The organism is Pseudonocardia broussonetiae (genome assembly GCF_013155125.1).
GTDB lineage: Bacteria > Actinomycetota > Actinomycetes > Mycobacteriales > Pseudonocardiaceae > Pseudonocardia > Pseudonocardia broussonetiae.
Window position 1 is genome coordinate 1,104,759 of sequence record NZ_CP053564.1, and the last position, 20,498, is coordinate 1,125,256.

Here is a 20,498-nt window from a genome sequence, read left to right on the forward strand (position 1 = left end):
GGAGTCAGCCGGCGGTGCGGTGCGGGACGGCGCTCACCAGCGTCACCCTCATCCGCGTCCCGTCCGGGGCCGCGTACTCGCGCTGCTCGCCGCCGACGGCCCCGGTGAGGGCCCGGCCGAGCGGCGACCGCGGGGAGCAGAGCTCGAGGTCGCCGGACGACGCGGCCCCCTCCCGGCCTCCCATCAGGAAGGTCTCGGTGGTGTCGTCGCCGTCGAAGCGGACGGTCAGGACCATGCCCGGCTCGGCCACCCCGTCGTCGGGCGGTTCGTGCACGACCGCACTCCGCACCACGTCCTGGAGGTGTCGGATGCGCATCTCGCGCTGCTCCTGCGCGCTCACGTCACCCGCGTCGGCGGTGCCGGCCTCGCGCTCGGCGAGCAGTGCGGCCAGCTCGCCCGCGACGCGCTCGTGGGCGTCGCGGGACAGCCAGACCTGATCGGTGCCCCGGTGCATGTCGTCGGTCTCCTCACGTGGTGCCGTCGCTGGTCGGGCCGGACGGCGGTCTCGGCATCGCGCGTCGCCCCTCGGCCCACCGGACCGCGCGCACGACCAGCCGCGGCAGAGCCAGGAGCGCGACGAGGAACGCGAGGGCCGTGACCCAGCCGGGCAGGACCGCGAGCGCGACGAGGCCGAGCCCCAGCGCGAGGGGCAGGGCGTGCCGGACGGGGATCGGGTGGAGCGGCGCGACGGAGCTCGGATCGAACGCCGCCACGAACTCCGGGTCCTGCGCCCGGAGCTCTCGCTCCAGGGACGCCAGCACCTGTTGCTCAGCGGGCGAGAGGGGCACGACGTCCTCCTGCTCCGGACTCGGGCTCGTCGTCGAGGAGGAGCTCCAGCCGCGCTCCGGTGAGCAGCGCGGCGACGGTCGCCGCCTGGGCCTCCCCGAGCCGCACCGTGCGGACCGGCTCGTCGGACCCTGCAACGGCGACTGCCAGGTGTCGGAAGCCGCACTCCTCGACGACGAGGGACAGCGCGGCGCCGTCCTCCGCCGGGATCGAGTAGTGCCACCCGATCCCCGGCAGCCGCCGCGCCCGGACGTCGACGTCGGTCATCACGCTCTCCTCCTCCTCGTGGTCACGACACCGCAGCTCACGCGTCCGTTCGGGAAACGGCACGCGCTGGAGCCCGTTCGCGGTGTGACTCCAGGGTCTCCCGGTGACGTCCTGCCGGTCCACGTCCACGACGTGCCACATCGGAGGGCGGGAGTTGCCGGATGTCGGCAACATCGCCACTACAGTGCCCGCACCGGGGCGGAGGGAGGACGACGTGGCCGATCGCGGTCCGCGGCGCCCGGCCGGCGGGGGCCCCGACGACTCGTGGCTGGCCGACGTGGCGCGCGACGCCTCCCGCGACGTCGGCGGTGTGCCCGTCGAACTGCTGGGCGACTACCTCCCGCTGCTCGCCGACGCGGCAGCCTCCGGGCGCCGGCCCGACGCCCGCGAGCTCGACGGCGTCGGTCTGCTCGGGCGGCGCGCCGCCGAGCTGGGCGTGTCGGCGGGCAGCGCCGTGCAGCTGTACCTGTCCGCGGCGCGGCGGCTGTGGCAGCAGCTGCCCGCGGTGGTCCGCTCGCGCGACAGCGAGGTCGTCCGGACCGCGGCCGCCGCCGTCCTGCACGTCGTCGACGAGGCCGTCGCGCGCCTGGTCGACGGCTACACCGACGCCCGACGCCAGATGGTGCGCTGGGAGGAGACGCTGCGCCGCGAGTTCATCGATGACCTGCTGCGCGGCGACGCCGACGTCGCCGGGCTGGCCGAGCGCGCGGTGCCGTTCGGCCTCGACATGGGCCGCCACCACCAGATCGCGCTGGCGGCGCCGTCAAGCCGCTCCGACGAGGCGGGGGCGGCGGTCGGCGCGCTGGAGCGTGCCGTCGTGCAGTGGGGCGGGGACCGCGACGTGCTCGTCGCCACGAAGGACGGCTGGATCGTCGCGATGACGCCGGCCGACACCGACGTGCCCGGCGCGGGCACCCTCGGCGACCTCCTGCTCGCCGAGCTCGGCCGCCTGCCCCGCGGGGAGCCGTGGCGCGTCGCCGTCGGCCGCCCCTACCCGGGCTCCTACGGCGTCGCCCGCTCCTACGAGGAGGCCCGCGAGGGCCTGACGATGGCCGTGCGCCTGGACCTGGACAACCCCCTGATCCGGGCCGAGCAGCTGCTCGTCTACCGGGTCCTGCTGCGCGACCAACCGGCCATCGCCGACCTGGTGCAGTCGGTGCTGGGGCAGCTGGTGCGCGCCCGCGGCGGCGCCGGACCCCTCCTCGCGACCCTCGACGCCTACTTCGCCGCGGGCGCCGTCACCGCCGAGACCGCCCGCCGGCTGCACCTGTCCGTCCGCGCGGTCACCTACCGGCTCAACCGCATCGCGACGCTCACCGGCTACGACCCCACCGACCCGGCGCAGCGCTTCACCGTGCACGCCGCGGTGCTGGGGGCGAAGCTCCTGGGCTGGCCGCAGCGCGACCTGCCGGCGGACCGGTGACCGGGCGTCCTCCCCCGTGCACGTGTCTAAGCTGGGAGTTCGTCTGGCGCCGCCGCGAGCCGAGTCGGCGGGCCGTGAAGGAGGGGCAGTCACGTTGTCCGAGGCCGCACCGCTCGGCGAGGCGGGACCGAGGCGGGGTCGACGGGTGGCGCTCAGCCCGCCGGTCGACCTGACGGCCGCTCCCGGCTACGGCGCCCGTCGCATGTACCAGGCGTACCTCGCGGCGTGGACCCGTCACGTCGACCCCGTCCTGACCGGGCCCCAGTTCGCGGTGCTGTCCGCGATCCGGGCCTACCCCGACACCGACCAGAGCTCGCTCGCCGGCGCCGTCGCCCTCGACACCTCGACCATGGCCGACGTCTGCCGGCGCATGGAGCGGCGCGGCCTGATCCGGCGGTCGGAGTCGTCGCAGGACGCGCGGCGCAAGCTGCTGTCCCTGACCGACGCCGGTGCCGAGGCCCTCGCCACGACGTTCGACCGGACGCGGGCGCTGGACGAGGCGCTGCTCGCGCACCTGCCCGAGGAGGACCGGGCGCGCATCGCCGAGCTGCTCAACGACCTCGGCCGCGCCTGGGAAGCCGTCGCCGACGGTGAGCTGGAGTAGCAGGACCTTCCGAGATCGTCCCCCGAAAACTCTTGCGTATCCGGATAGTACGTGTTCGGATTAGTTGACGAGGACGGAAGGGGTGGTCGACGTGGCACCGAGCCAGTCGTTCGAGGTGACCGTGGCGGGCGGTGGACTGGGCGGGCTCACCACCGCGCTGGCGCTTCGCCAGAAGGGCCTCCGGGTCACCGTGCTGGAGGCCGCACCGCAGCTGGGCGAGGTGGGCGCCGGCATCCAGACCGCCCCCAACGCCAGCCGGATCCTGGTGGGCCTGGGTCTGCGAGGAGCGCTGCAGCGGATCCACACCGAGCCCCAGGACCAGGTCCGGCGGCGGTGGGCCGACGGCAGCGTCATCGCGTCCCTGCCGCTGGCCCGGCGGGTCGTCGACCAGTACGGCGCGCCCTACTGGCACTACCACCGCGCCGACCTGCACGCGGTGCTCCTGGAGGCGTGCCTGGACCCGGCGGGCCCCGGCCCGGTCGTGGCCGTGCACACCGACGCGCAGGTGGTGGAACTGGACCGCAGCGACGCCGAGCGCCCGGTGGCGGTCACCGCGCGCGGTGACCGGTACGCCGCCGACGTCCTGGTCGGCGCCGACGGCATCCGCTCCGCGGTGCGCGACCTGGCCGGGTTCGACGACACCCTCGTGTTCTCCGGCGAGATGGCCTACCGGGCGCTGATCCCGGGCGACTCGATCGTCGCCGACCCCGCCACGCGCTTCCTGGCCGACCGGTTCCAGTCGACGATCTGGTACGGGCCGGACAAGCACCTGGTCCACTACATGATCCGCGGTGGGGAGCACCTCAACGTCGTGGCGATCGTGCCGTGCACCGCGGAGGTCCGGCGCGACTGGAGCGCACCGGCGTCGGCGGAGGACATGGTCGCCGACTTCGGTGACTGGGACGACCGCGTCGGCGCCATGCTGTCCAAGGCGAAGGACGACGTGTCGGTGTGGGCGCTGTTCCGCCGCCGGCGCGACCCGGTCTGGGTCGACGGCCGGGTCGCACTGCTGGGCGACGCCTGCCACGCGATGCTCCCCTACCAGGCGCAGGGCGCGTCCCAGGCGATGGAGGACGCCGCGGTGCTGGCCGAGGAGCTCGGTTCGGTGAGCCGCAACGGCGTCGACGGCGCGCTGGCGCGCTACGTCCACCGGCGGGCCAAGCACGCGGGCATGGTGCAGGACGCGTCGCTGCGCAACATGGACTTCTACCACCTCCCCGACGGCCCGGAGCAGCGCGAGCGCGACGAGAAGCTGCGCCGGTTCGACGGCGAGTCCGACGTCTCCTACGACTGGCTGTGGAACGGCAGTCCGCTGCACGACCCCGACAACGAGGCACTCACCTACCAGTTCGCACGGTGACGGGAGCAGGTATGCGTACCGGAGATCAGATCGTCCAGGACCTCCCCTGGCGCTGGAGCGTGCAGGGCAAGGTCTTCATCATCGGTGGCCTCGGCTACATGTTCGACGCCTGGGACGTCGCGCTCAACGGCTTCCTGACCCCGCTGCTCGGCGCGGAGTTCGACCTGAGCACCACCGAGCGGGGGCTCGTCGCGACGGCCAACCTCGTCGGCATGGCCGTCGGCGCGGTCGCCTGGGGGACGATCGCGGACCGGATCGGCCGCAAGCGGGCGTTCAGCATCACACTGCTGATCTTCGCGCTGTTCTCGGCGCTGGGCGCGCTGTCGCCCAACATCGAGGTCTTCTTCCTGCTGCGCTTCCTCGCCGGCATCGGCCTGGGCGGCTGCATCCCGGTCGACTACGCGATCGTCAGCGAGTTCTCACCGCGCAAGCACCGGGGCCGCGTGCTGTCGGCCATGGACGGGTGGTGGCCCATCGGGGCCACGCTCGCCGGGGTGAGCGCGACGCTGCTGGTGCCGGTCGACGGCAACTGGCGCTGGATGCTGCTCCTGATGATCCTCCCGGCGCTGCTGCTCTTCTGGGCCCGTCGCGGTATCCCGGAGTCGCCCCTGTTCCTGGTCCGCAAGGGCCGCGAGGACGAGGCCCGCGCCGTGATCGACGACCTCGTCCGGCGGACGGGCGCGGCGCCGGAGCCGTACTCCGTGCCGGCCCCGGTCGTCGAGGACACCAGGGGTGGCGCCGCCCGCGCCGCGGTCGACCAGCTGCGCCGGGTGTGGGCGTTCAGCCCCCGCATCACGTCGGTGGCCTGGGCGTTGTTCATCTCCGTCATGCTCGTCTACTACGCCGCGTTGAGCTGGATGCCCTCGATCCTGCGGGCCGAGGGCTTCGGCGAGGTCGCCGCGTTCGCGTCGACGACGCTCATGAACGGGCTGGGCATCGTGGGCGTCCTCATCGCCGTCCTGGTGGTGGAGCGGGTCGGGCGCAAGCGCGTCATCGCCGTCGCGGGTCCGCTGGCCGCGGTCACCCTGGTCGCGTTCGCGCTTCTGCTGGGCACCCCGTGGGTCGCGCTCGTCGCGCTCGGGGCGTTCGGGATGCTCGCGCTGATCGTCATCCCGGTGATGTACGCCTACGTCTCCGAGCTCTACCCGACCGAGCTGCGGGCGAGCGGGTTCGGCTGGGCGTCGTCGTCGAGCCGGGCGGTCACCGGCTTCGCCCCGCTGCTGTTCGGCAGCGTGCTGTGGCCGGTGCTGGGCCTGCCGCTGACCTTCGCCCTGCTGGGGGTGCTGGTCGTGGCCGCGGTGGCCTGGATGTGGGTCGCCGCCCCGGAGACCGCGGGCCGCGAGCTCGACCACATCGTCGCCGTGGAGCCCGGCGACAAGGCCGCGGCGCGGTGAAACCGGCCGCCTTCAGCTACCACCGCGCCCGTGACGTCACGGGCGCGGTGGCGCTGCTGTCCGAGCTGGCCGCCGCGGGCGAGGACCCGAAGCTGCTCGCCGGCGGCCAGAGCCTGGTGCCGATGATGAGCTTCCGGCTCGCCCGGCCGTCGGCGCTGGTCGACCTGGGCGGGCTGCGCCGCCGCGGTGAGCTGACCGGGATCACCCCGCAGGCCGACGGGTCGCTGCGCATCGGAGCCCTGACCACCCACCACGAGGTCGAGACCTCCACCGCGACCGGCCGCGACTACCGCGTGCTCCGCCGGGCCATGCGCTGGGTCGGGCACCTGCCGATCCGCACTCGCGGCACCGTCGCGGGCAGCCTGGTCCACGGCGACGCCACCGCCGAGTGGTGCCTGCTCGCGCTCCTGTGCGACGCGCGGATCGTCGCCGAGGGGCCCGGCGGCCGCCGCGAGATCCGGGCCGAGGAGATGTTCCACGGCTTCTACGCCACCGAGGTGGAGCCCGACGAGCTGGTCACCGAGGTCGTGTTCACCCGCCCGGCACCGCACGCCGCGCTCACCGAGTTCGCCCAGCGCCACGGCGACTTCGCCGTCGTTGACGCGGCCGTCGCGCTGGACCGCGCCCCGGACGGCACCCTCCTCGGCGGACGGGTCGTGCTCGGCGGGGTGGCCCCCGCGCCGGTCCGCGTGCCCGTCGCCGAGGCCGAGCTGGACGGCGGGCCCGCCTCGTTCGCGGCCTGCGCCGACGCCGCCGCGGCAGGGGTCGACCCGCCCGGCGACGCGCACGGCAGCAGCGACTACCGGCGGCACCTGGTCCGCACCCTCGTCACCCGGGCCTGCGAGCAGGCCTGGGACGGAGCGAAGGAGTCCCACCCGTGAGCCGGGAGTTCCCCACCGCCACCGGGGCGCCCGAGCCGGTCGGCGAGACCCGCGTCGACGGGCACGCCGTGCCCAGCCCCGCCACCGGGCCGCGGTCGCACGCCGGCGCCGCCCGCTGGGTGGGCGTGTCCGTGCCCCGCCGGGAGGACCCCCGGCTCGTCGCCGGCCGCGGCCGCTTCCTCGACGACATCGACCCGCCCGGCGTGCTGCACGCCGCGTTCGTCCGCTCCACGGTCGCCCACGGCGCGCTGACCGGGATCGACCTGGAGCCGGTCCGGGCGGTGCCCGGCGTCGTCGCCGCGTTCGACGCCGCCGACCTGGACCTGGCCGACATCGTCGCGCTGCTCGACCGGCCGCCCGAGGAGTTCGTCCCGACCGCGATGCCCGTGCTCGCCCGCGACCGCGTCCGGTTCGTCGGGGAGCCGGTGGCCGTCGTCGTGGCGCGGGACCCCTACGCCGCCGAGGACGGGGTCGAGGCCGCGGTCGTGCGGATCACCGCCGAGGAGGCGGTGGTCTCCGAGGAGACCGCGCTGGCTCCCGGCGCGCCGCTCGTGCACGCCGACGCGGCCGCGAACACCCTCGTCGACGTGTCGATGTTCGCGACCGAGGGCATCGACGAGGTCTTCGCGGACGCCGCGTGCGTCGTCGAGGTCGACACCCGCACCGGCCGCCAGAACGCGCTGCCGCTGGAGACCCGCGGCGCGCTCGCCTCCTGGGACGACCGCGACGACCAGCTGCTGCTGCAGACCTGCACGCAGATCCCGCACCAGGTGCGGACGCTGGCCGCCCGCTGCCTGCGGGTCGACGAGCGCACGATCCGCGTGACCGTCCCCGACATGGGCGGCGGCTTCGGCCAGAAGTGCGTGGTCGGCCGGGAGGAGATCGTCGTCGCCGCCGTGGCGCGCCGGCTCGACCGGCCCGTCAAGTGGATCGAGGACCGCCGGGAGTCGCTGACCGCGTCGTTCCTGGCGCGCGAGCAGCACTACCGCACCCGCGCCGCGTTCGACGCCGACGGGACCGTCCTGGCCCTCGACGTCGACGTCGTCTGCGACATGGGCGCCTACTCCTGCTACCCGTTCACCGCCGGCATCGAGCCGCTGATGGCTTCGGCGGAGATGCCGTCGGTCTACCGGGTCCCCGCCTACCGGGTGCGCGCCCGCGCGATCACCACGAACAAGGCCCCGACGGCGCCCTACCGCGGGGTCAGCCGCCCGCAGTACGTCATGGCGATGGAGCGGGTGATGGAGCGTGCGGCGCGCGAGCTGGGCATGGACCCGCTCGACGTCCGCCGCCGCAACCTCATCACCGACTTCCCCTACACCGGTGTCAACGACGTCACCTACGACCCCGGCACCTACCGGGAGTCGCTCGACCTCGCCGAGAGCACGCTGCGCGAGGAGGGCTGGTTCCGGTTCCGCGACGAGGCCGCGGCGCAGGGCCGGGCGGTCGGCATCGGGTTCTGCTGCTTCAGCGAGCGGACCGGGTACGGCTCCGACGCCTTCGCCAAGCGGCGGATGACCGTCGTGCCCGGCTTCGACATCTCCGAGATCCGGATGGACACCTCCGGGTCGGTGGTGGTCACCAGCGGCACGCTCAACCACGGCCAGTCCCACGAGACGACGATGGCCCAGATCGTCGCGGACCGGCTCGGGATCGACATCGCGCAGGTCAAGCTGCGCCAGGGCGACACCGAGCGGATCTCCTACGGCTGGGGCACCTTCGCCTCCCGCTCGATCACCGTCGGCGGATCCGCGGTCGCCGCGGCGTCGACCCGCCTCGGCGTCCTGCTGTGCCGGATCGCCGCGCACCTGATGGACGTCACCGAGGACGACGTCGAGCTCGACGGCGAGGGTGGGGTGGTGCTGCGCACCGACCCGGCGCGGCGGATCCCGTTCACCGAGATCGCCGACGTCGCGTACCTGCGGTCGAACCTGCTGCCCAAGGACGTCGAGCCGGGCCTGAGCGCCACCGCGAGCTTCGACGCCCCGGGCGACGGCACGTTCTCCAACGCCACGCACGCCGTCGTCGTCGAGTGCCACGCGGGCACCGGCCGGGTCGAGATCCTGCGCTACGCCTGCGTCGAGGACTGCGGAGTGGTCATCCACCCCCAGGTCGTCGACGGGCAGTGCCGGGGCGGGATCGCCCAGGGCATCGCCGGAGCACTGTTCGAGGAGGTCACCTACGACGCGAACGGTGAGCCCTCGGCCGCGAGCTTCATCGACTACAAGGTGCCCACCGCCACCGAGATCCCCGACATCACCGTCGCCCACCTCGAGACGCCCTGCGCGTTCACCGAGAACGGGGCCAAGGGCGCCGGCGAGGGCGGCACCATCGGCGCGCCGGCCGCCGTGCTCAACGCCGTCAACGACGCGCTGCGCCACACCGGGGTCGAGCTGGACGCGACCCCCGTCCACCCCCAGACCGTCGTCGAGGCCCTGCTGCGGAAGGAGCCGGCGTGCACGACCGCCACCTGATCACGCTGACCGTCAACGACGAGGAGCACGAGGTCGTCGTCGAGGCCCGGCGCACCCTGCTCGACGTGCTGCGCCACGACCTGCGGCTGACCGGCGCGCACGCCGGCTGCGAGCACGGCGTCTGCGGGGCGTGCACCGTCCTCGTCGACGGCGCCCCGGCGCGCGCCTGCCTGCTGTTCGCCGTGCAGGCCGAGGGCAGCGCGCTGCACACCGTGGAGTCGCTGGCCGCGCCGTCGGGCGAGCTGTCGGACCTGCAGCAGGCCTTCAGCCGCCACCACGGGCTCCAGTGCGGCTTCTGCACGCCCGGGTTCCTCATGCTGGCCGAGGGCTGGCTCGCCGAGCGCGCCGCCACGGGGGCCGGCGAGCCCGACCGCGAGGAGGTCCGCGAGGTGGCGTCGGCCAACCTCTGCCGCTGCACCGGCTACCAGACCATCGTCGACGCGATCGCCGACACCGCCCGCACCCGCCTCGCAGCACCTGGGGAGACCGCGTGATCCTGGACAACGAGCTCACCGTCGCCGCCCCTCCGGACGAGGTGTTCGCGCTGGTCAACGACGTCGAGCGGGTGGCGACCTGCCTGCCCGGCGCCGTCCTCGACGGCCGCGACGGCGACACCTACCGCGGCCGCGTCACCGTCAAGGTCGGCCCGATCCGGGCGGCCTACGGCGGCACCGTCCGCTTCCTCGACGTCACCCCCGACGAGCGGCGGCTCCGGATCGCCGCGAGGGGCGCCGACAGCCACGGCAGCGGCGACGCCGAGGCGGAGGTCGAGCTGTCCGTCGTGCCCGACGGGGCGGGGTCGATCCTGCGCCTGCACACCGACCTGGTCATCCGCGGCAAGATCGCCCAGTTCGGCAAGGGCGCCATCGTGGCGGTGTCGAACCGGCTGCTCGACCGGTTCGCGCAGAACCTGGCGGCGCAGCTCGACGGGTCGGCCGCACCGGCGTCCCCGGAGCGCGCCGCAGCGGCGCCGTCCTCCCCCACGGCCGGGCCGGCGGACCGCGACGGCGCCGTCGACGGGCTGGGGGTGCTGCTGCCCCCGAACGCGGGCCGGATCGCCGCCGCGGCCGCCGCGCTGGCCGTCGCGTTCCTGCAGGGATGGATGGCCGGGCGGCTGCGGGGCCAGAGGATGCTGATCGAGGAGCTGCGCCGTGACCGCTGAGAGCACCGACGCCGTCTACGCCCGGGCCGGGTTCGGGGCCGCCGTCCCGCGCGGGCCCCGCCCGGTGCTGGTCGTCGTCGACCTGACCCGGGGGTTCACCGAGCCGGGGTTCCCCAGCGGTGCCGAGCTCGGTGGGGTCGTCGCGGAGAACGCCGCACTGGCCGACGCCGCCCACCGCGCCGGCGTGCCGGTGGTGTGGACCTCCATCGCCTACACCGGCGCCGAGGCCGACGGCGACGCGGTCGCGTGGCTGCGCAAGGCGCCCGGGATGCGCGCGCTGCGCGAGGGGTCGCCGGCGGTCGCGCTCGACCCGCGGCTGCCCGTGCTCGCCGGCGACCACACGATCGTCAAGAAGGGCGCGTCCGCCTTCCACGGCACCGGCCTCGCCGCCCTGCTGTCCGGGCTCGGCGCGAGCACCGTCGTCGTGACCGGCGCGACCACCAGCGGCTGCGTCCGGGCCACCGCGGTCGACAGCGTCACCGCGGGCTTCGACACGCTCGTCGTCGGCACGGCGTGCGGTGACCGCGCGCAGGCCCCGCACGACGCCGCGCTGTTCGACCTGCAGGCCAAGTACGCCGACGTCGTCACCCTCGACGACGCGCTCGGCTACCTCGGCACCGACCGGGAGGCGGCCCGTGCCTGACGCACCCGACCCCCGCGTCCTGACCCAGGCCGCGCTCGCCGACCTCGCCGACGTCCCGGCCACCAGCCGCTGGGTCCGGGCCTCGGGCCTGGCCCTGCACGTCCTGGACTACGGCGGCGACCGGACGCCGGTGCTCGTGCTGCCCGGCATCACCAGCCCGGCGATCACCATGGACTTCGTGGCCCGCCGGCTGACCGACCTGGTCCGGCCCGTCCTGCTCGACGTCCGGGGCCGCGGCCTGTCCGACTCCGCCCCCGGGCCCGGCGGCTACGCGCTGGCGGACTACGCCGACGACGTCGAGGCCGTCGTGACCGGCCTCGGGCTCGACCGCCCGGTGCTGCTCGGGCACTCGATGGGCGCCCGCATCGCGGCGGCCGCCGCGGCCCGCGGGCGGATCGCCGTGCGCGGCACCGTGCTGGTCGACCCGCCGATGAGCGGGCCCGGGCGCGGTCCGTACCCGACCACCCTGGAGGCGTTCCTCGGTCAGCTCGACCAGGCCCGCGGGGTCACCGACGCCGACGAGGTCGCCCGCTCCTGGCCCTCCTGGCCGCGCGCGGAGCAGGCCCTGCGCGCGCGCTGGCTCGGGTCCTGCTCGGCGCGGGCGATCGCCGAGACCCACGCCGGGTTCGAGTCGGAGGACTTCTTCGACACCTGGCCCGCCGTCCCGGCCCCCACGGTGCTCGTCCACGGAGGGGCCAGCCCCGTGGTGACCGCCGACGGTGCCCGGGAGGCGGCCGCGACCCACCCCGGCGCCGCCGTCGTGGAGGTGCCGGGCACCGGCCACATGGTGTTCTGGGACGACCCGGACGCCGCCGTCACCGCGGTCCGCTCCGCGCTGGCCGGCATGGCGTAGGACGCGCACGCGAACGGCCCCGCACCCCCCGGTGCGGGGCCGTTCGCCGTTCCGTCAGGCCGCCGCGCGGCCGGGGTCGGTGTACCGGCCCGACAGCAGCTCCCCCGCACCCGGCACGCTCGTCGCCAGCCCGAGCTCGGACAGGATCCGGAACGTCGTCGCCGTGGCCGCCGACAGCACCGGCAGGCCGCAGTCCTGCTGCACCGCCTCGACCGCGGCGAGCGAGGGCATCTGCACGCAGGCCGAGAGCACGAGGGCGTCGGCGCCGGTGAGGTCGAGCGCGCGCCAGTGCTCGCGCAGGTCGGCCGGGTCGAGCCGGGCGACCGCGAGGTTGTCGGGCACCTCCAGCGACAGGGAGTCCACGACCTGCACGCCGGCGTCCTGCAGGTAGGCCACGACCGCCTGCGTCAGGGGCTGCATGTAGGGGGTGATCAGCGCGACCCGCTTCGCCCCGAGCGCGGCGATGCCCGAGAGCAGGGCGCCCGCGCTGGAGACGACCGGGGCGTGCGAGCCCTCGGCGCGCAGCACCGCGGTGATCGAGTCCTCGGCGGTGCAGTGGAACCCCGGTCCCTGCGCCATGATCGCGACCAGGCAGGCGGTGGCCACGACGTCGGGTCGGGCGTCGGCGAGCTCGGCGGCGGCCCGGTCGGCCTGGGCGTTCATCGCACGCAGCTGCTCGGGGGTGACGTGCTGCATGCGGGCGCGGGCGGCGTGGAAGACGAACCGGTCGCCCGGGTCGGCCTCCTCCCGGGCGCGCAGCATCCGGGGCAGCTCGGTCTCCATGGTGAGGTTCGAGCTGGGGACGATCATCCCGATGTGGTGGTCGGTCCCCGCCTGTCCCGTCATCGCTTGGCCGCCGGGCGCATCTCGGGCACGGTGAGCTGGCCGGCGTCGACGATCAGCTCGTCGTCGAGGAGCAGGCTGTTGCCGCGCATCGGGATGTCGAAGTGGCAGGCGGTGTCGTTGGGCCCGCCGAGCTCGTTGTTGGGGCCGATGGAGAACATGACGTTGCCGTAGAAGCTGCGCAGCTCCATGCCCATGCCCCCGCCGAACTGGGTCAGGCCGTGCCAGTGGGCGCGCTCGTCGAGTCCCCACCCGACGTGGGACATGCCGTAGCCGCGGGGATCCTCGAAGCTCTCGATGTAGGAGCGCAGCAGGTCCGCGTCCAGGCCGGTGGAGCCGGCGCCGCCGCGGATGTCGCGGATGAACCCGGCCTCGATGGTGATCTCGACGGGGGTCTGGACGTAGGTGTTGAACGGCAGCAGCACGTCACCGGGGGCCAGGACGATCTTGCCGTCGACGCCGTCGTCGGCGCCGCCGGTGAACACGAACGCGGCGGGCCAGTGGTCCCAGCGCCCGGGCTGGTCGGTGTAGCCGTACTCGCTCATCGTCGGGTAGACGCCCAGGCGGTAGGTGACGTCGGTGCCGTGCGGGCTGGTGATCCGCATGGTCTGGGCCTTGGCGAGCAGTTCGGCGCCGATCTCGACGCGCTCGCGCAGCTCGGTGGTCGGCATCAGCCGGGCCAGCAGCTCCGGGGGCTCGACCGCGGTCAGGATCCGGGTACCGGCGTCCTGGATGGCGAACTGCTCCTTGCTGAACAGCAGGAACGTGCAGTCCACCACCATGTCGACAGCCTGGAGCGCCTCGACGGCCAGCGGCAGCGACCCGAGCCCCGAGTCCCCCACCGCCCAGGCGCCGGCCGCGCTGACCGGCGAGGGGAGGCGCATGTGGTACGCCGCCGCGCCCAGCTTCTGCGCCGCCCACAGGAACGCGTCCGCGTACTCCGCCCGCTCGCCGCCCCTGGTCAGGACGACGACCGTCTCACCCTCGTGCACGCCCGACAGGCGCAGCTGCTCCAGGCAGATGTCGTTGAACAGGTTCTGGTCCATCGCGACCACCTCCACTACCATCCGAGCACGTATTATCCGAGTACGCAACAGTTGCGGCGGACGGTCTTCGCCCGGATCAGCCGGTCCGCGCGCCCGGACCCTCGGGATGGGCGAGGTCGTAGGCCCGCGACAACGTCTTCGGGACGACCAGGCGCCAGGCGTCGACGACGAGCTCGCGGGCCTCGACCGGGTCCAGCGCGGCGAGGGTCGCGTGGACCCGGTTGAACCGCAGGTCCGACGTCGACGGCAGGTGGAACCTGTTCGGGTCGCCCGCGACGAGCGCCTCCCGCTCCTCCTTCGGGAACGCGAAGCCCAGCACGGTCTCGTCCAGCGAGATCGCCACGTACACGATCTGCCCGACGCGGAACTCGAGCCGCCCGCGCACGTGCACCTCGTACGAGCGCTCCAGCCCGGCACCCAGCGGCCGGAGGTCCGCGACCCTGGCGCCCCGCCCGTTCCCGTCCACCGAGATGCACCCCCCTTGATCGCCCGTGCCGGGAAGACGCAGGGGCGGAGCGGGAGTCATCGGTCGTCGGCGCGTCGCCCCGGAGTCACGCGTCCGAGCGGGAGTCTCGCCCCGGCGCGGCGGTGGTGATGACCGTGCGCAGCTCGTGCAGGGCGTGGGTACGGGCACCGGTCAGCGAGGGGGCGTCGGTCAGCCGTGCTGCCCGGACCGGGACGTGGCGCGGGAGCCGCGCGAACTCGGCGGTGACGGCGTCGAGGACGGCGGGCTCGATGCCCCAGGCGCCGCCGAGGACGACGAGCGCCGGGTCGGAGAGGGCCACCGCTGCGGCGAGGACGCCGCAGACGGCCCGGGCGAGCGCGGTCGTCACGTCGGCCACACCGGGGCCGTCGCCGCGGACCGCGGCCAGCAGGACGGGCACGTCGATCGCCGTCGAGGACGGTCGGCGCAGCCGCAGCACGTCGAACACCTCGATCAGGGGCATGGCCCGCTCCCCCGGCCCGGCGACCAGGACGTGGGCGACCTCCCCGGCGAGGCCGGCGTGCCCGCGGCGGACGGCACCGTCGCTGACGACGGCGCAGCCGAGGCCCTCCCCCAGGTGCAGGTGGACGAAGTCGTCGAGGTCCGGATCGCCCGCGGCGGCGTCCCGCTCGGCCCGGGCGGCCCAGTTGACGTCGTTGTCGACCGACACCGGACCGTCGACGAACCGGGCCAGCACCTCGGAGGGCGCCAGCTCGCCGATCAGGAACGGGGAGTCGCGCAGGTGCACCAGTCGCCCGGAGGCCCGATCGACCGGGTCGGCCGCGCTCACCACCGCGAGCCGGGGCCGTCGCCGCGAGGTGCCGTCCTGCACCGCCTCGACCGCGGCCGTCAGGGCCTCGACGACCTGCGCGGCCCGTGCCGGTCGCGGGATCCCGACGGTCGCCGTGGCGGTCACGTCGCCGTGGGCGTCGACCCTCTCGGCCACGATCCCCTCCGGCGCGACGCCGACCACCAGAGCGTCGCCGACGTCCTCGGCCAGCCCGTAGTACGAGCCGACGCGCCCCCGCCCGGTCGTCCGCTCGCCGGTGTCGACCAGGAGGCCTGCCTCGCACAGCCGGCGCACGCTGTCGGAGACGGTGGGCTTGGACAGGCCCGTCCGCGCCGCGAGCTCGGCCCGGGTCAGCTGCCGCACCTCGGTCAGGGCGCGCAGCACGTGCTCGTCGGTCAGGGACCGCAGCAGGTCGAGCGACGGCTTGGCGGGGGGCACGGCCGAAGCCTAGTAAGGACTCTTGCTTGAACGGCCGCCAGCCTCTACCGTCCTTTGGTAAGGAGTCCTCACCAAAGGAGCTGGCATGACGATCGCCCCGACCTCCGGCACCCCGACCCTGCCGGCGCTGCCCCACTGGGAGACCCCGCCCGCCGACCTGCGGGCGGCGACCCGGGAGATCAAGGCCGCGTTGCGGGCCCGCATCGCGGCGTCCGGACGGACGGTCGAGGAGGTCTTCGCCGTCGTCGAGGCCCGCGTCGCCGCACGGGTGGCCGAGATCGTCGCGGAGAAGGCGAGGGGCGAGACGGTCTGGCCGGTGATCGAGTACGCCGACATCGAGGCCGGCACCGTGCCCGCCGAGGAGCTGGCGCGGCTGCAGCGTCGCGGGTGCCTCGTCGTCCGCGGCCACTTCCCGCACGAGCAGGCCGTCCGGTGGGACCGCGAGGTCGTCGACTACGTCGAGGGCAACCGGTTCTTCGAGGACTACCGCGGCCCGGGTGACGACTTCTTCGGCAGCGTCGGCTCCCGGCCCGAGATCTACCCCGTCTACTGGTCACCCCCGCAGATGCAGGCCCGCCAGAGCGACCGGATGGCCCGCGTGCAGGCGTTCCTCAACAGCCGGTGGCGCCACGAGTCCGACGGCGTGCGGTGGTTCGACCCCGACCGCGACTCGCTCTACCCGGACCGCATCCGCCGCCGGCCGCCGGGCGCCGACTCGGGCGGGCTCGGCACCCACCTCGACCCCGGCACGCTCGACCTCTGGATGACCGAGGCCTACCAGCAGGCGTTCCGGCACCTGTTCGACGGCACCGTCGAGCAGTACGACCCGTGGGACGCCGCCCACCGCACCGCGGGCCCGCAGTACCCCGGCACCACCATGTGCTCGGCGTTCCGCACCTTCCAGGGCTGGACCGCCCTCTCGGACATGGACCACGACCAGGGCGTGCTGCACACCGTGCCCGTCCCCGAGGCGATGGCCTACCTCATGCTCCGCCCGCTGCTGGCCGACGTCGCCGACGACGACATGTGCGGGGTGACGACCAACCAGGTCTTCCCGGCGAACGAGACGTGGCACCCCCTGCTCATGGAGGCGGTCACCGGCATCCCCGACGTGCGGGCCGGCGACTCCGTCTGGTGGCACTGCGACATGGTCCACGGCGTCGCCCCGGTGACCGACCAGAAGGGGTGGGGCAACGTCATGTACATCCCCGCCGCCCCCTGGTGCCCGCGGAACGAGGTCTACGCCGCCGACGTGCGCGACGCGCTGAGCACCGGCTCGAGCCCCGGCGACTTCCCCGCCGAGCACTACGAGCGCACCTGGCCGGACCGCTTCACGACCGACGACCTGAACGACATCGGTCGACGCGGCCTCGGCCTGACCGGCTGAGGAGCACGGGGTGGGCCCCCGGGGGATCGAACCCCGAACCCGCGGATTAAAAGTCCGCTGCTCTGCCGATTGAGCTAGAGGCCCCGGCCGCTCGCAGCGGCCCGGCCAGCCTACGACGCCGGGCGATCAGGCGTACGTCCGGACGAGGCGCAGCACCTCGTCGGCGTCGGGGCCCTCCGCGGTGAGGCCGGAGGCGGCGGGATCGAGGCGGCGGGCCGCCACCAGGCAGAAGTCCAGGGCCGGGCCGAGGACCGTGGTGGTGGCGTTCCCGTCGCCGATCTGCCAGGTGCCGCCGTCGGGGGCGGTGAGGCGGGCGGCGACCGGGCCGGCGGGCGGGTCGAGGCCGGCGCGGGTGAAGGCGTAGGGCACGGTCCGGACGGCGAGGCGCGCGATGTGGCGCAGGCGCTCGCCCGGCACGAGCGCCGCGCCGACGGCCTCGGCGACGTCGTGGGTGTGGATCCAGGTCTCCGCCAGGCGCGTGGTCGCCATCGTGCGCGCGGGGAGGTCGGTGACGACCCAGGGCATCGGCCGGCGGGGGTCGGACTCCGCGAACAGGCCCCGCACCGCGGACGCCGCCGCCCGCCACCGCGCGTGGACCTCGGGTCCGGGAGCACCGCGCTCGCGCTCGACCATCACGCCCACCTGGTCGTCGACGGTGCCGTCCACGGGCTCGCCGGTGATCCGCGCCGCGGCCGCGGGGAAGCCGCCGTCGAGGCTCGCGACGACGAGCTCGTCGGTCTGCGCGAGGTGCAGGACGACGTCGGCCACCGACCACCCGGGGCAGGCGGGGACGGGGCGCGCCCAGCAGTCGGCGTCGAGGCCGGCGAGCACGTCGTCGAGCTCGCGGTGCTGCTCGGTCAGGGCCTGCACGATCGCGTCCACGGGCCCGATCCTGTCCTGCCGACCGGCGCGAGGGGAAGCGGACCGAAAGGAGTAACGGAGGGTGAGTATCGACTGCGTTGCGTGACCGTCCATCCTGTCGCCATGCGCTCCTCCCGCCTCGTCGGACCGGTCCTGATCGGCGTGCTCGCGCTCGGCGGGTGCAGCGGCGCCCTCGCGGCCGCCCCGAGCACCACGCCCACCACCACGCCCTCGCGCGACGTGCAGGTCAGCGCGACGTTCGGCACCGGCGGCGGCACCGCGACCACCTACGACCCGGAGCTGGTGCCGGTCGGGGCGCGGGGCGCGGTCAGCTCGAGCACCGGCGACGACGGGACGACCGTCACCCTCGCGGTGCGCGGCCTGGAGCCCGACCGCCGCTACGGCGCGCACGCCCACACGCAGCCGTGCGGGCCGACGGGCGACCTGGCCGGTCCGCACTTCCAGTACGAGGTCGACCCGGTGCAGCCCAGCGTCGACCCGGCCTACGCGAACCCGCAGAACGAGATCTGGCTCGACCTCACCACCGACGGGTCGGGGGCGGGCAGCGCCACGACCGAGGTGCAGTGGTCCTTCCCGCGCGACCGGCGGGCGCAGTCGGTCATCGTCCACGCCATGCCGACGGCCACCGATCCCGGCGAGGCGGGCACGGCGGGCGCCCGGGCGGCCTGCATCTCCGTGGACTTCTGACGAGGGGGACAATCGGGGCGTGACCGCCTCGACCCGCTACCGCCCGCTGCGCATCGGACCCTTCGTGTCCGAGACCCCGGTCGTGCTCGCGCCGATGGCCGGCATCACCAACGCCGGGTTCCGCCGCCTGTGCCGCGAGCAGGGCGCCGGCTTCTACGTGTGCGAGATGATCACCTCGCGCGGGCTGGTGGAGAAGAACCCGCTGACCCGCCGCATGATCGCGTTCTCCGACGACGAGCAGCCCCGCTCGATGCAGCTCTACGGCGTCGACCCGGTGGCGATGGGCCGCGCGGTGCGGATCGTCGCCGAGGAGGGCCTCGCCGACCACGTCGACATGAACTTCGGCTGCCCCGTCCCCAAGGTCACGCGCAAGGGCGGCGGGGCCGCGCTGCCCTACAAGCGGCGCCTGTTCGAGGCGATCGTGAAGGCGGCCGTCGACAACGCGGGCTCGATCCCGGTGACGGTCAAGATGCGCATCGGCATCGACGACGGCCGCCACACCTACCTCGACGCGGCGCAGCGCGCGGTCGGCGTCGGCGCGCAGGCCGTGGCGCTGCACGCCCGCACCGCGGCGCAGCGCTACTCCGGCACCGCGGACTGGTCGGCCATCGCGCGGCTGCGCGAGGCCGTGCCCAGCGAGATCCCGGTCCTGGGCAACGGCGACATCTTCAGCGCCGCCGACGCGCTCGCGATGGTCGACCGGACGGGCTGTGACGGCGTCGTCGTCGGCCGCGGCTGCCTCGGCCGCCCGTGGCTGTTCGGTGACCTCGAGGCCGCGTTCGCCGGCCGCCCGCTGCCCGAGCCGCCGACGCTGCGCCAGGTCGCGGCCACCATGCACCGGCACGCAGAGCTCCTGCAGGAGCACATGCGCACCGACGCCGACCCGACCAAGGGCATCCGCGACATGCGCAAGCACGTCGCCTGGTACCTCAAGGGCTTCCCCGTGGGCCCGGAGGTCCGGCGCCGCCTCGGCCTCATCACCAGCGTCGACGAGCTCGACGAGCTCGTCTCCGAGCTCGACCTCGACCAGCCCTTCCCCGCGGAGGCCGACGGCCCGCGCGGCCGCCAGGGCTCCCCCGGCCGGGTCGTGCTGCCCGAGCACTGGCTCGACGACCCCGACGACGTCACCGTCCCCCTGGGTGCCGAGATGGAGAACTCCGGCGGCTAGACCCGCCTCCGCACCCCAACTCGTCGGGTGACCGGTGTTGATCTTCGATTCCCCGGTCGGGTGGCGCCGCGCGCGAAGGGGTGGCCCTGCTCAAGCGCCACGGGCGCGGAGTCGATGAGGGGGTACGAGAAGGAGGTGGGCATGGTGGGAACGACGACGGGAACGCCGCCCCGGGCGGTAGCCCGGCACACGGCAGCCGCGGAGGAGCTCGCCGCGGAAGGTCGCTGGGAGGAGGCCTACGAGCACCTGCGCGCCGCGATGCGCGCACTCGGTGGACGCCCGGCGCCGACCGACGAGCTCGACCGCCTCCGCCGCGAGCACGCCGAGGCGCGCGAGCAGAGCCGCCGCGACAGCCTCACCGCCAGCTACAACCGCCGCTACCTCGACGAGCGGCTGCTCGCGCTGCTCGACGCCCCCGTCCGCAGCGGCGCGCTCGGGCTGTCGGTCGCGATCGTCGACGCCGACCACTTCAAGCAGGTCAACGACACCTACGGGCACCAGTTCGGCGACCGCGTGCTGCAGCGGCTGGTCACCCTCCTGGACTCCGGCCTCCCCGACGGCGGGTTCTGCGCCCGCTACGGCGGCGAGGAGTTCGCCCTCGTGCTGCCCGACCACGACCTCACGGCCGCAGTCCGCGTCTGCGAGGCCGCCCGCGACCGGATCGACCGCTACCCGTGGGCCGAGCTCGACCCCGGGCTGCGCGTGACGGTCAGCGCCGGCGTCGCGCACTCCGACAGCCACCCGCCGGAGGTCGAGCAGGTCGTCGGCGCCGCGGACGTGCTGCTCTACGCGGCCAAGAACGCCGGCCGCAACGCCGTCGCCTTCCGCGACCCGCGCACCGGCCTGGTCCGCCTGGCGGGGGCCGCCGCGCACCGCCGCGCCATCCCGCAGACCGAGCGCACCACCGGCTGACGACCCGCCGAACC

The 20,498-nt window shown here is 74.7% G+C and carries 22 protein-coding genes and 1 tRNA gene; 14 read left to right on the forward strand and 9 right to left on the reverse strand.

Going from position 1 to position 20,498, the window contains the following annotated elements; all coding sequences use genetic code 11:
• Nucleotides 1–4 precede the first annotated feature (4 nt).
• Genes HOP40_RS05410 through HOP40_RS05420 form a run of 3 tightly spaced genes read right to left on the reverse strand, consistent with a single transcriptional unit; the run spans nt 5 to nt 1,053 of the window.
• Nucleotides 5–454: a GreA/GreB family elongation factor gene (locus tag HOP40_RS05410; protein ID WP_172155244.1), complete on the reverse strand. Its 450-nt coding sequence runs from the start codon at nt 452–454 to the stop codon at nt 5–7.
• Nucleotides 455–467: 13 nt separating this feature from the next.
• Nucleotides 468–788, reverse strand: a complete 321-nt coding sequence (locus HOP40_RS05415) for a DUF3040 domain-containing protein (RefSeq protein ID WP_172155246.1) — start codon at nt 786–788, stop codon at nt 468–470.
• Nucleotides 769–1,053, reverse strand: a complete 285-nt coding sequence (locus HOP40_RS05420) for a cation:proton antiporter regulatory subunit (RefSeq protein WP_172155248.1) — start codon at nt 1,051–1,053, stop codon at nt 769–771. The genes HOP40_RS05415 and HOP40_RS05420 overlap by 20 nt, the downstream gene beginning before the upstream one ends.
• Nucleotides 1,054–1,267: 214 nt before the next feature.
• On the opposite strand from HOP40_RS05420, the gene HOP40_RS05425 reads away from it, so the two are divergent.
• The 10 genes from HOP40_RS05425 to HOP40_RS05470 all read left to right on the forward strand — a co-directional run bounded on the left by HOP40_RS05425 (nt 1,268) and on the right by HOP40_RS05470 (nt 11,847).
• On the forward strand, nt 1,268–2,476 hold the full coding sequence (locus tag HOP40_RS05425; RefSeq protein ID WP_240157525.1) for a PucR family transcriptional regulator: 1,209 nt from the start codon (nt 1,268–1,270) through the stop codon (nt 2,474–2,476).
• A 202-nt stretch (nt 2,477–2,678) separates the two neighbouring features.
• A complete protein-coding gene (locus tag HOP40_RS05430; protein ID WP_172167890.1) occupies nt 2,679–3,080 on the forward strand; it encodes a MarR family winged helix-turn-helix transcriptional regulator in 402 nt (133 codons plus the stop codon).
• A 91-nt stretch (nt 3,081–3,171) separates the two neighbouring features.
• The gene (locus tag HOP40_RS05435; RefSeq protein ID WP_172155250.1) at nt 3,172–4,440 is read left to right on the forward strand and encodes an FAD-dependent monooxygenase; all 1,269 of its coding nucleotides are present in this window, start codon (nt 3,172–3,174) and stop codon (nt 4,438–4,440) included.
• Between the two features lie 11 nt (nt 4,441–4,451).
• Entirely contained in the window at nt 4,452–5,834 is a 1,383-nt protein-coding gene (locus HOP40_RS05440) for an MFS transporter (protein ID WP_172155252.1), read from the forward strand.
• Nucleotides 5,831–6,715 carry an FAD binding domain-containing protein gene (locus HOP40_RS05445; protein WP_172155254.1) on the forward strand — a complete coding sequence of 295 codons (885 nt, stop codon included), beginning with the start codon at nt 5,831–5,833 and terminating at the stop codon, nt 6,713–6,715. The genes HOP40_RS05440 and HOP40_RS05445 overlap by 4 nt, the downstream gene beginning before the upstream one ends.
• Before the next feature lie 68 nt (nt 6,716–6,783).
• Nucleotides 6,784–9,189 (forward strand): xanthine dehydrogenase family protein molybdopterin-binding subunit, encoded by a 2,406-nt coding sequence (locus tag HOP40_RS05450; protein ID WP_172167892.1) that lies wholly within the window; start codon nt 6,784–6,786, stop codon nt 9,187–9,189.
• On the forward strand, nt 9,171–9,683 hold the full coding sequence (locus tag HOP40_RS05455) for a (2Fe-2S)-binding protein (protein ID WP_172155256.1): 513 nt from the start codon (nt 9,171–9,173) through the stop codon (nt 9,681–9,683). The genes HOP40_RS05450 and HOP40_RS05455 overlap by 19 nt, the downstream gene beginning before the upstream one ends.
• Nucleotides 9,680–10,351: an SRPBCC family protein gene (locus HOP40_RS05460; protein ID WP_172155258.1), complete on the forward strand. Its 672-nt coding sequence runs from the start codon at nt 9,680–9,682 to the stop codon at nt 10,349–10,351. The genes HOP40_RS05455 and HOP40_RS05460 overlap by 4 nt, the downstream gene beginning before the upstream one ends.
• Complete coding sequence (locus tag HOP40_RS05465) at nt 10,341–10,994, forward strand: isochorismatase family protein (protein WP_172155260.1); 654 nt, start codon at nt 10,341–10,343, stop codon at nt 10,992–10,994. The genes HOP40_RS05460 and HOP40_RS05465 overlap by 11 nt, the downstream gene beginning before the upstream one ends.
• Nucleotides 10,987–11,847, forward strand: coding sequence for an alpha/beta fold hydrolase (locus HOP40_RS05470; RefSeq protein WP_172155262.1), 861 nt, complete (start codon nt 10,987–10,989; stop codon nt 11,845–11,847). Before HOP40_RS05465 ends, HOP40_RS05470 begins: the two co-directional genes overlap by 8 nt.
• 54 nt (nt 11,848–11,901) lie before the next feature.
• Here HOP40_RS05470 and HOP40_RS05475 read toward each other — a convergent pair whose 3' ends face one another.
• The 4 genes from HOP40_RS05475 to HOP40_RS05490 form a co-directional block, all read right to left on the reverse strand.
• Nucleotides 11,902–12,693, reverse strand: a complete 792-nt coding sequence (locus HOP40_RS05475; RefSeq protein ID WP_172155264.1) for a maleate cis-trans isomerase family protein — start codon at nt 12,691–12,693, stop codon at nt 11,902–11,904.
• Nucleotides 12,690–13,736, reverse strand: coding sequence for a 2,5-dihydroxypyridine 5,6-dioxygenase NicX family protein (locus HOP40_RS05480; RefSeq protein ID WP_172155266.1), 1,047 nt, complete (start codon nt 13,734–13,736; stop codon nt 12,690–12,692). Before HOP40_RS05480 ends, HOP40_RS05475 begins: the two co-directional genes overlap by 4 nt.
• Nucleotides 13,737–13,812: 76 nt before the next feature.
• Nucleotides 13,813–14,202, reverse strand: a complete 390-nt coding sequence (locus tag HOP40_RS05485) for an MmcQ/YjbR family DNA-binding protein (protein WP_172155268.1) — start codon at nt 14,200–14,202, stop codon at nt 13,813–13,815.
• An 85-nt stretch (nt 14,203–14,287) separates the two neighbouring features.
• Nucleotides 14,288–15,448, reverse strand: coding sequence for an ROK family transcriptional regulator (locus HOP40_RS05490; RefSeq protein ID WP_172155270.1), 1,161 nt, complete (start codon nt 15,446–15,448; stop codon nt 14,288–14,290).
• 85 nt (nt 15,449–15,533) lie between these two features.
• Between HOP40_RS05490 and HOP40_RS05495 the strand changes: the two genes are divergently transcribed.
• Nucleotides 15,534–16,835: a DUF1479 domain-containing protein gene (locus HOP40_RS05495; RefSeq protein WP_172155272.1), complete on the forward strand. Its 1,302-nt coding sequence runs from the start codon at nt 15,534–15,536 to the stop codon at nt 16,833–16,835.
• Between the two features lie 11 nt (nt 16,836–16,846).
• Here HOP40_RS05495 and HOP40_RS05500 read toward each other — a convergent pair.
• Together HOP40_RS05500 and HOP40_RS05505 are read right to left on the reverse strand one after the other, a co-directional pair.
• Nucleotides 16,847–16,919, reverse strand: a tRNA-Lys gene (locus tag HOP40_RS05500).
• Between the two features lie 42 nt (nt 16,920–16,961).
• A complete protein-coding gene (locus HOP40_RS05505) occupies nt 16,962–17,717 on the reverse strand; it encodes a maleylpyruvate isomerase family mycothiol-dependent enzyme (protein WP_205347092.1) in 756 nt (251 codons plus the stop codon).
• Between the two features lie 102 nt (nt 17,718–17,819).
• Between HOP40_RS05505 and HOP40_RS05510 the strand changes: the two genes are divergently transcribed.
• The 3 genes from HOP40_RS05510 (at nt 17,820) to HOP40_RS05520 (ending at nt 20,484) form a co-directional block, all read left to right on the forward strand.
• Complete coding sequence (locus HOP40_RS05510; protein WP_172155276.1) at nt 17,820–18,404, forward strand: superoxide dismutase family protein; 585 nt, start codon at nt 17,820–17,822, stop codon at nt 18,402–18,404.
• A gap of 19 nt (nt 18,405–18,423) precedes the next feature.
• Nucleotides 18,424–19,572, forward strand: a complete 1,149-nt coding sequence (gene dusB, locus HOP40_RS05515; RefSeq protein WP_275691338.1) for a tRNA dihydrouridine synthase DusB — start codon at nt 18,424–18,426, stop codon at nt 19,570–19,572.
• A gap of 141 nt (nt 19,573–19,713) precedes the next feature.
• Nucleotides 19,714–20,484 (forward strand): GGDEF domain-containing protein, encoded by a 771-nt coding sequence (locus HOP40_RS05520; protein ID WP_205347093.1) that lies wholly within the window; start codon nt 19,714–19,716, stop codon nt 20,482–20,484.
• Nucleotides 20,485–20,498 lie beyond the last annotated feature (14 nt).

Bases quoted from the DNA above. Each gene is read 5' to 3' on its own strand.
- HOP40_RS05520 (WP_205347093.1), top strand. From the start codon at position 19,714: ATGGTGGGAACGACGACGGGAACGCCGCCCCGGGCGGTAGCCCGGCAC.
- HOP40_RS05480 (WP_172155266.1), bottom strand. From the start codon at position 13,736: ATGGACCAGAACCTGTTCAACGACATCTGCCTGGAGCAGCTGCGCCTG.
- HOP40_RS05440 (WP_172155252.1), top strand. From the start codon at position 4,452: ATGCGTACCGGAGATCAGATCGTCCAGGACCTCCCCTGGCGCTGGAGC.
- HOP40_RS05430 (WP_172167890.1), top strand. From the start codon at position 2,679: ATGTACCAGGCGTACCTCGCGGCGTGGACCCGTCACGTCGACCCCGTC.
- HOP40_RS05410 (WP_172155244.1), bottom strand. From the start codon at position 454: ATGCACCGGGGCACCGATCAGGTCTGGCTGTCCCGCGACGCCCACGAG.
- HOP40_RS05495 (WP_172155272.1), top strand. From the start codon at position 15,534: ATGACGATCGCCCCGACCTCCGGCACCCCGACCCTGCCGGCGCTGCCC.
- HOP40_RS05420 (WP_172155248.1), bottom strand. From the start codon at position 1,053: ATGACCGACGTCGACGTCCGGGCGCGGCGGCTGCCGGGGATCGGGTGG.
- HOP40_RS05510 (WP_172155276.1), top strand. From the start codon at position 17,820: ATGCGCTCCTCCCGCCTCGTCGGACCGGTCCTGATCGGCGTGCTCGCG.
- HOP40_RS05475 (WP_172155264.1), bottom strand. From the start codon at position 12,693: ATGACGGGACAGGCGGGGACCGACCACCACATCGGGATGATCGTCCCC.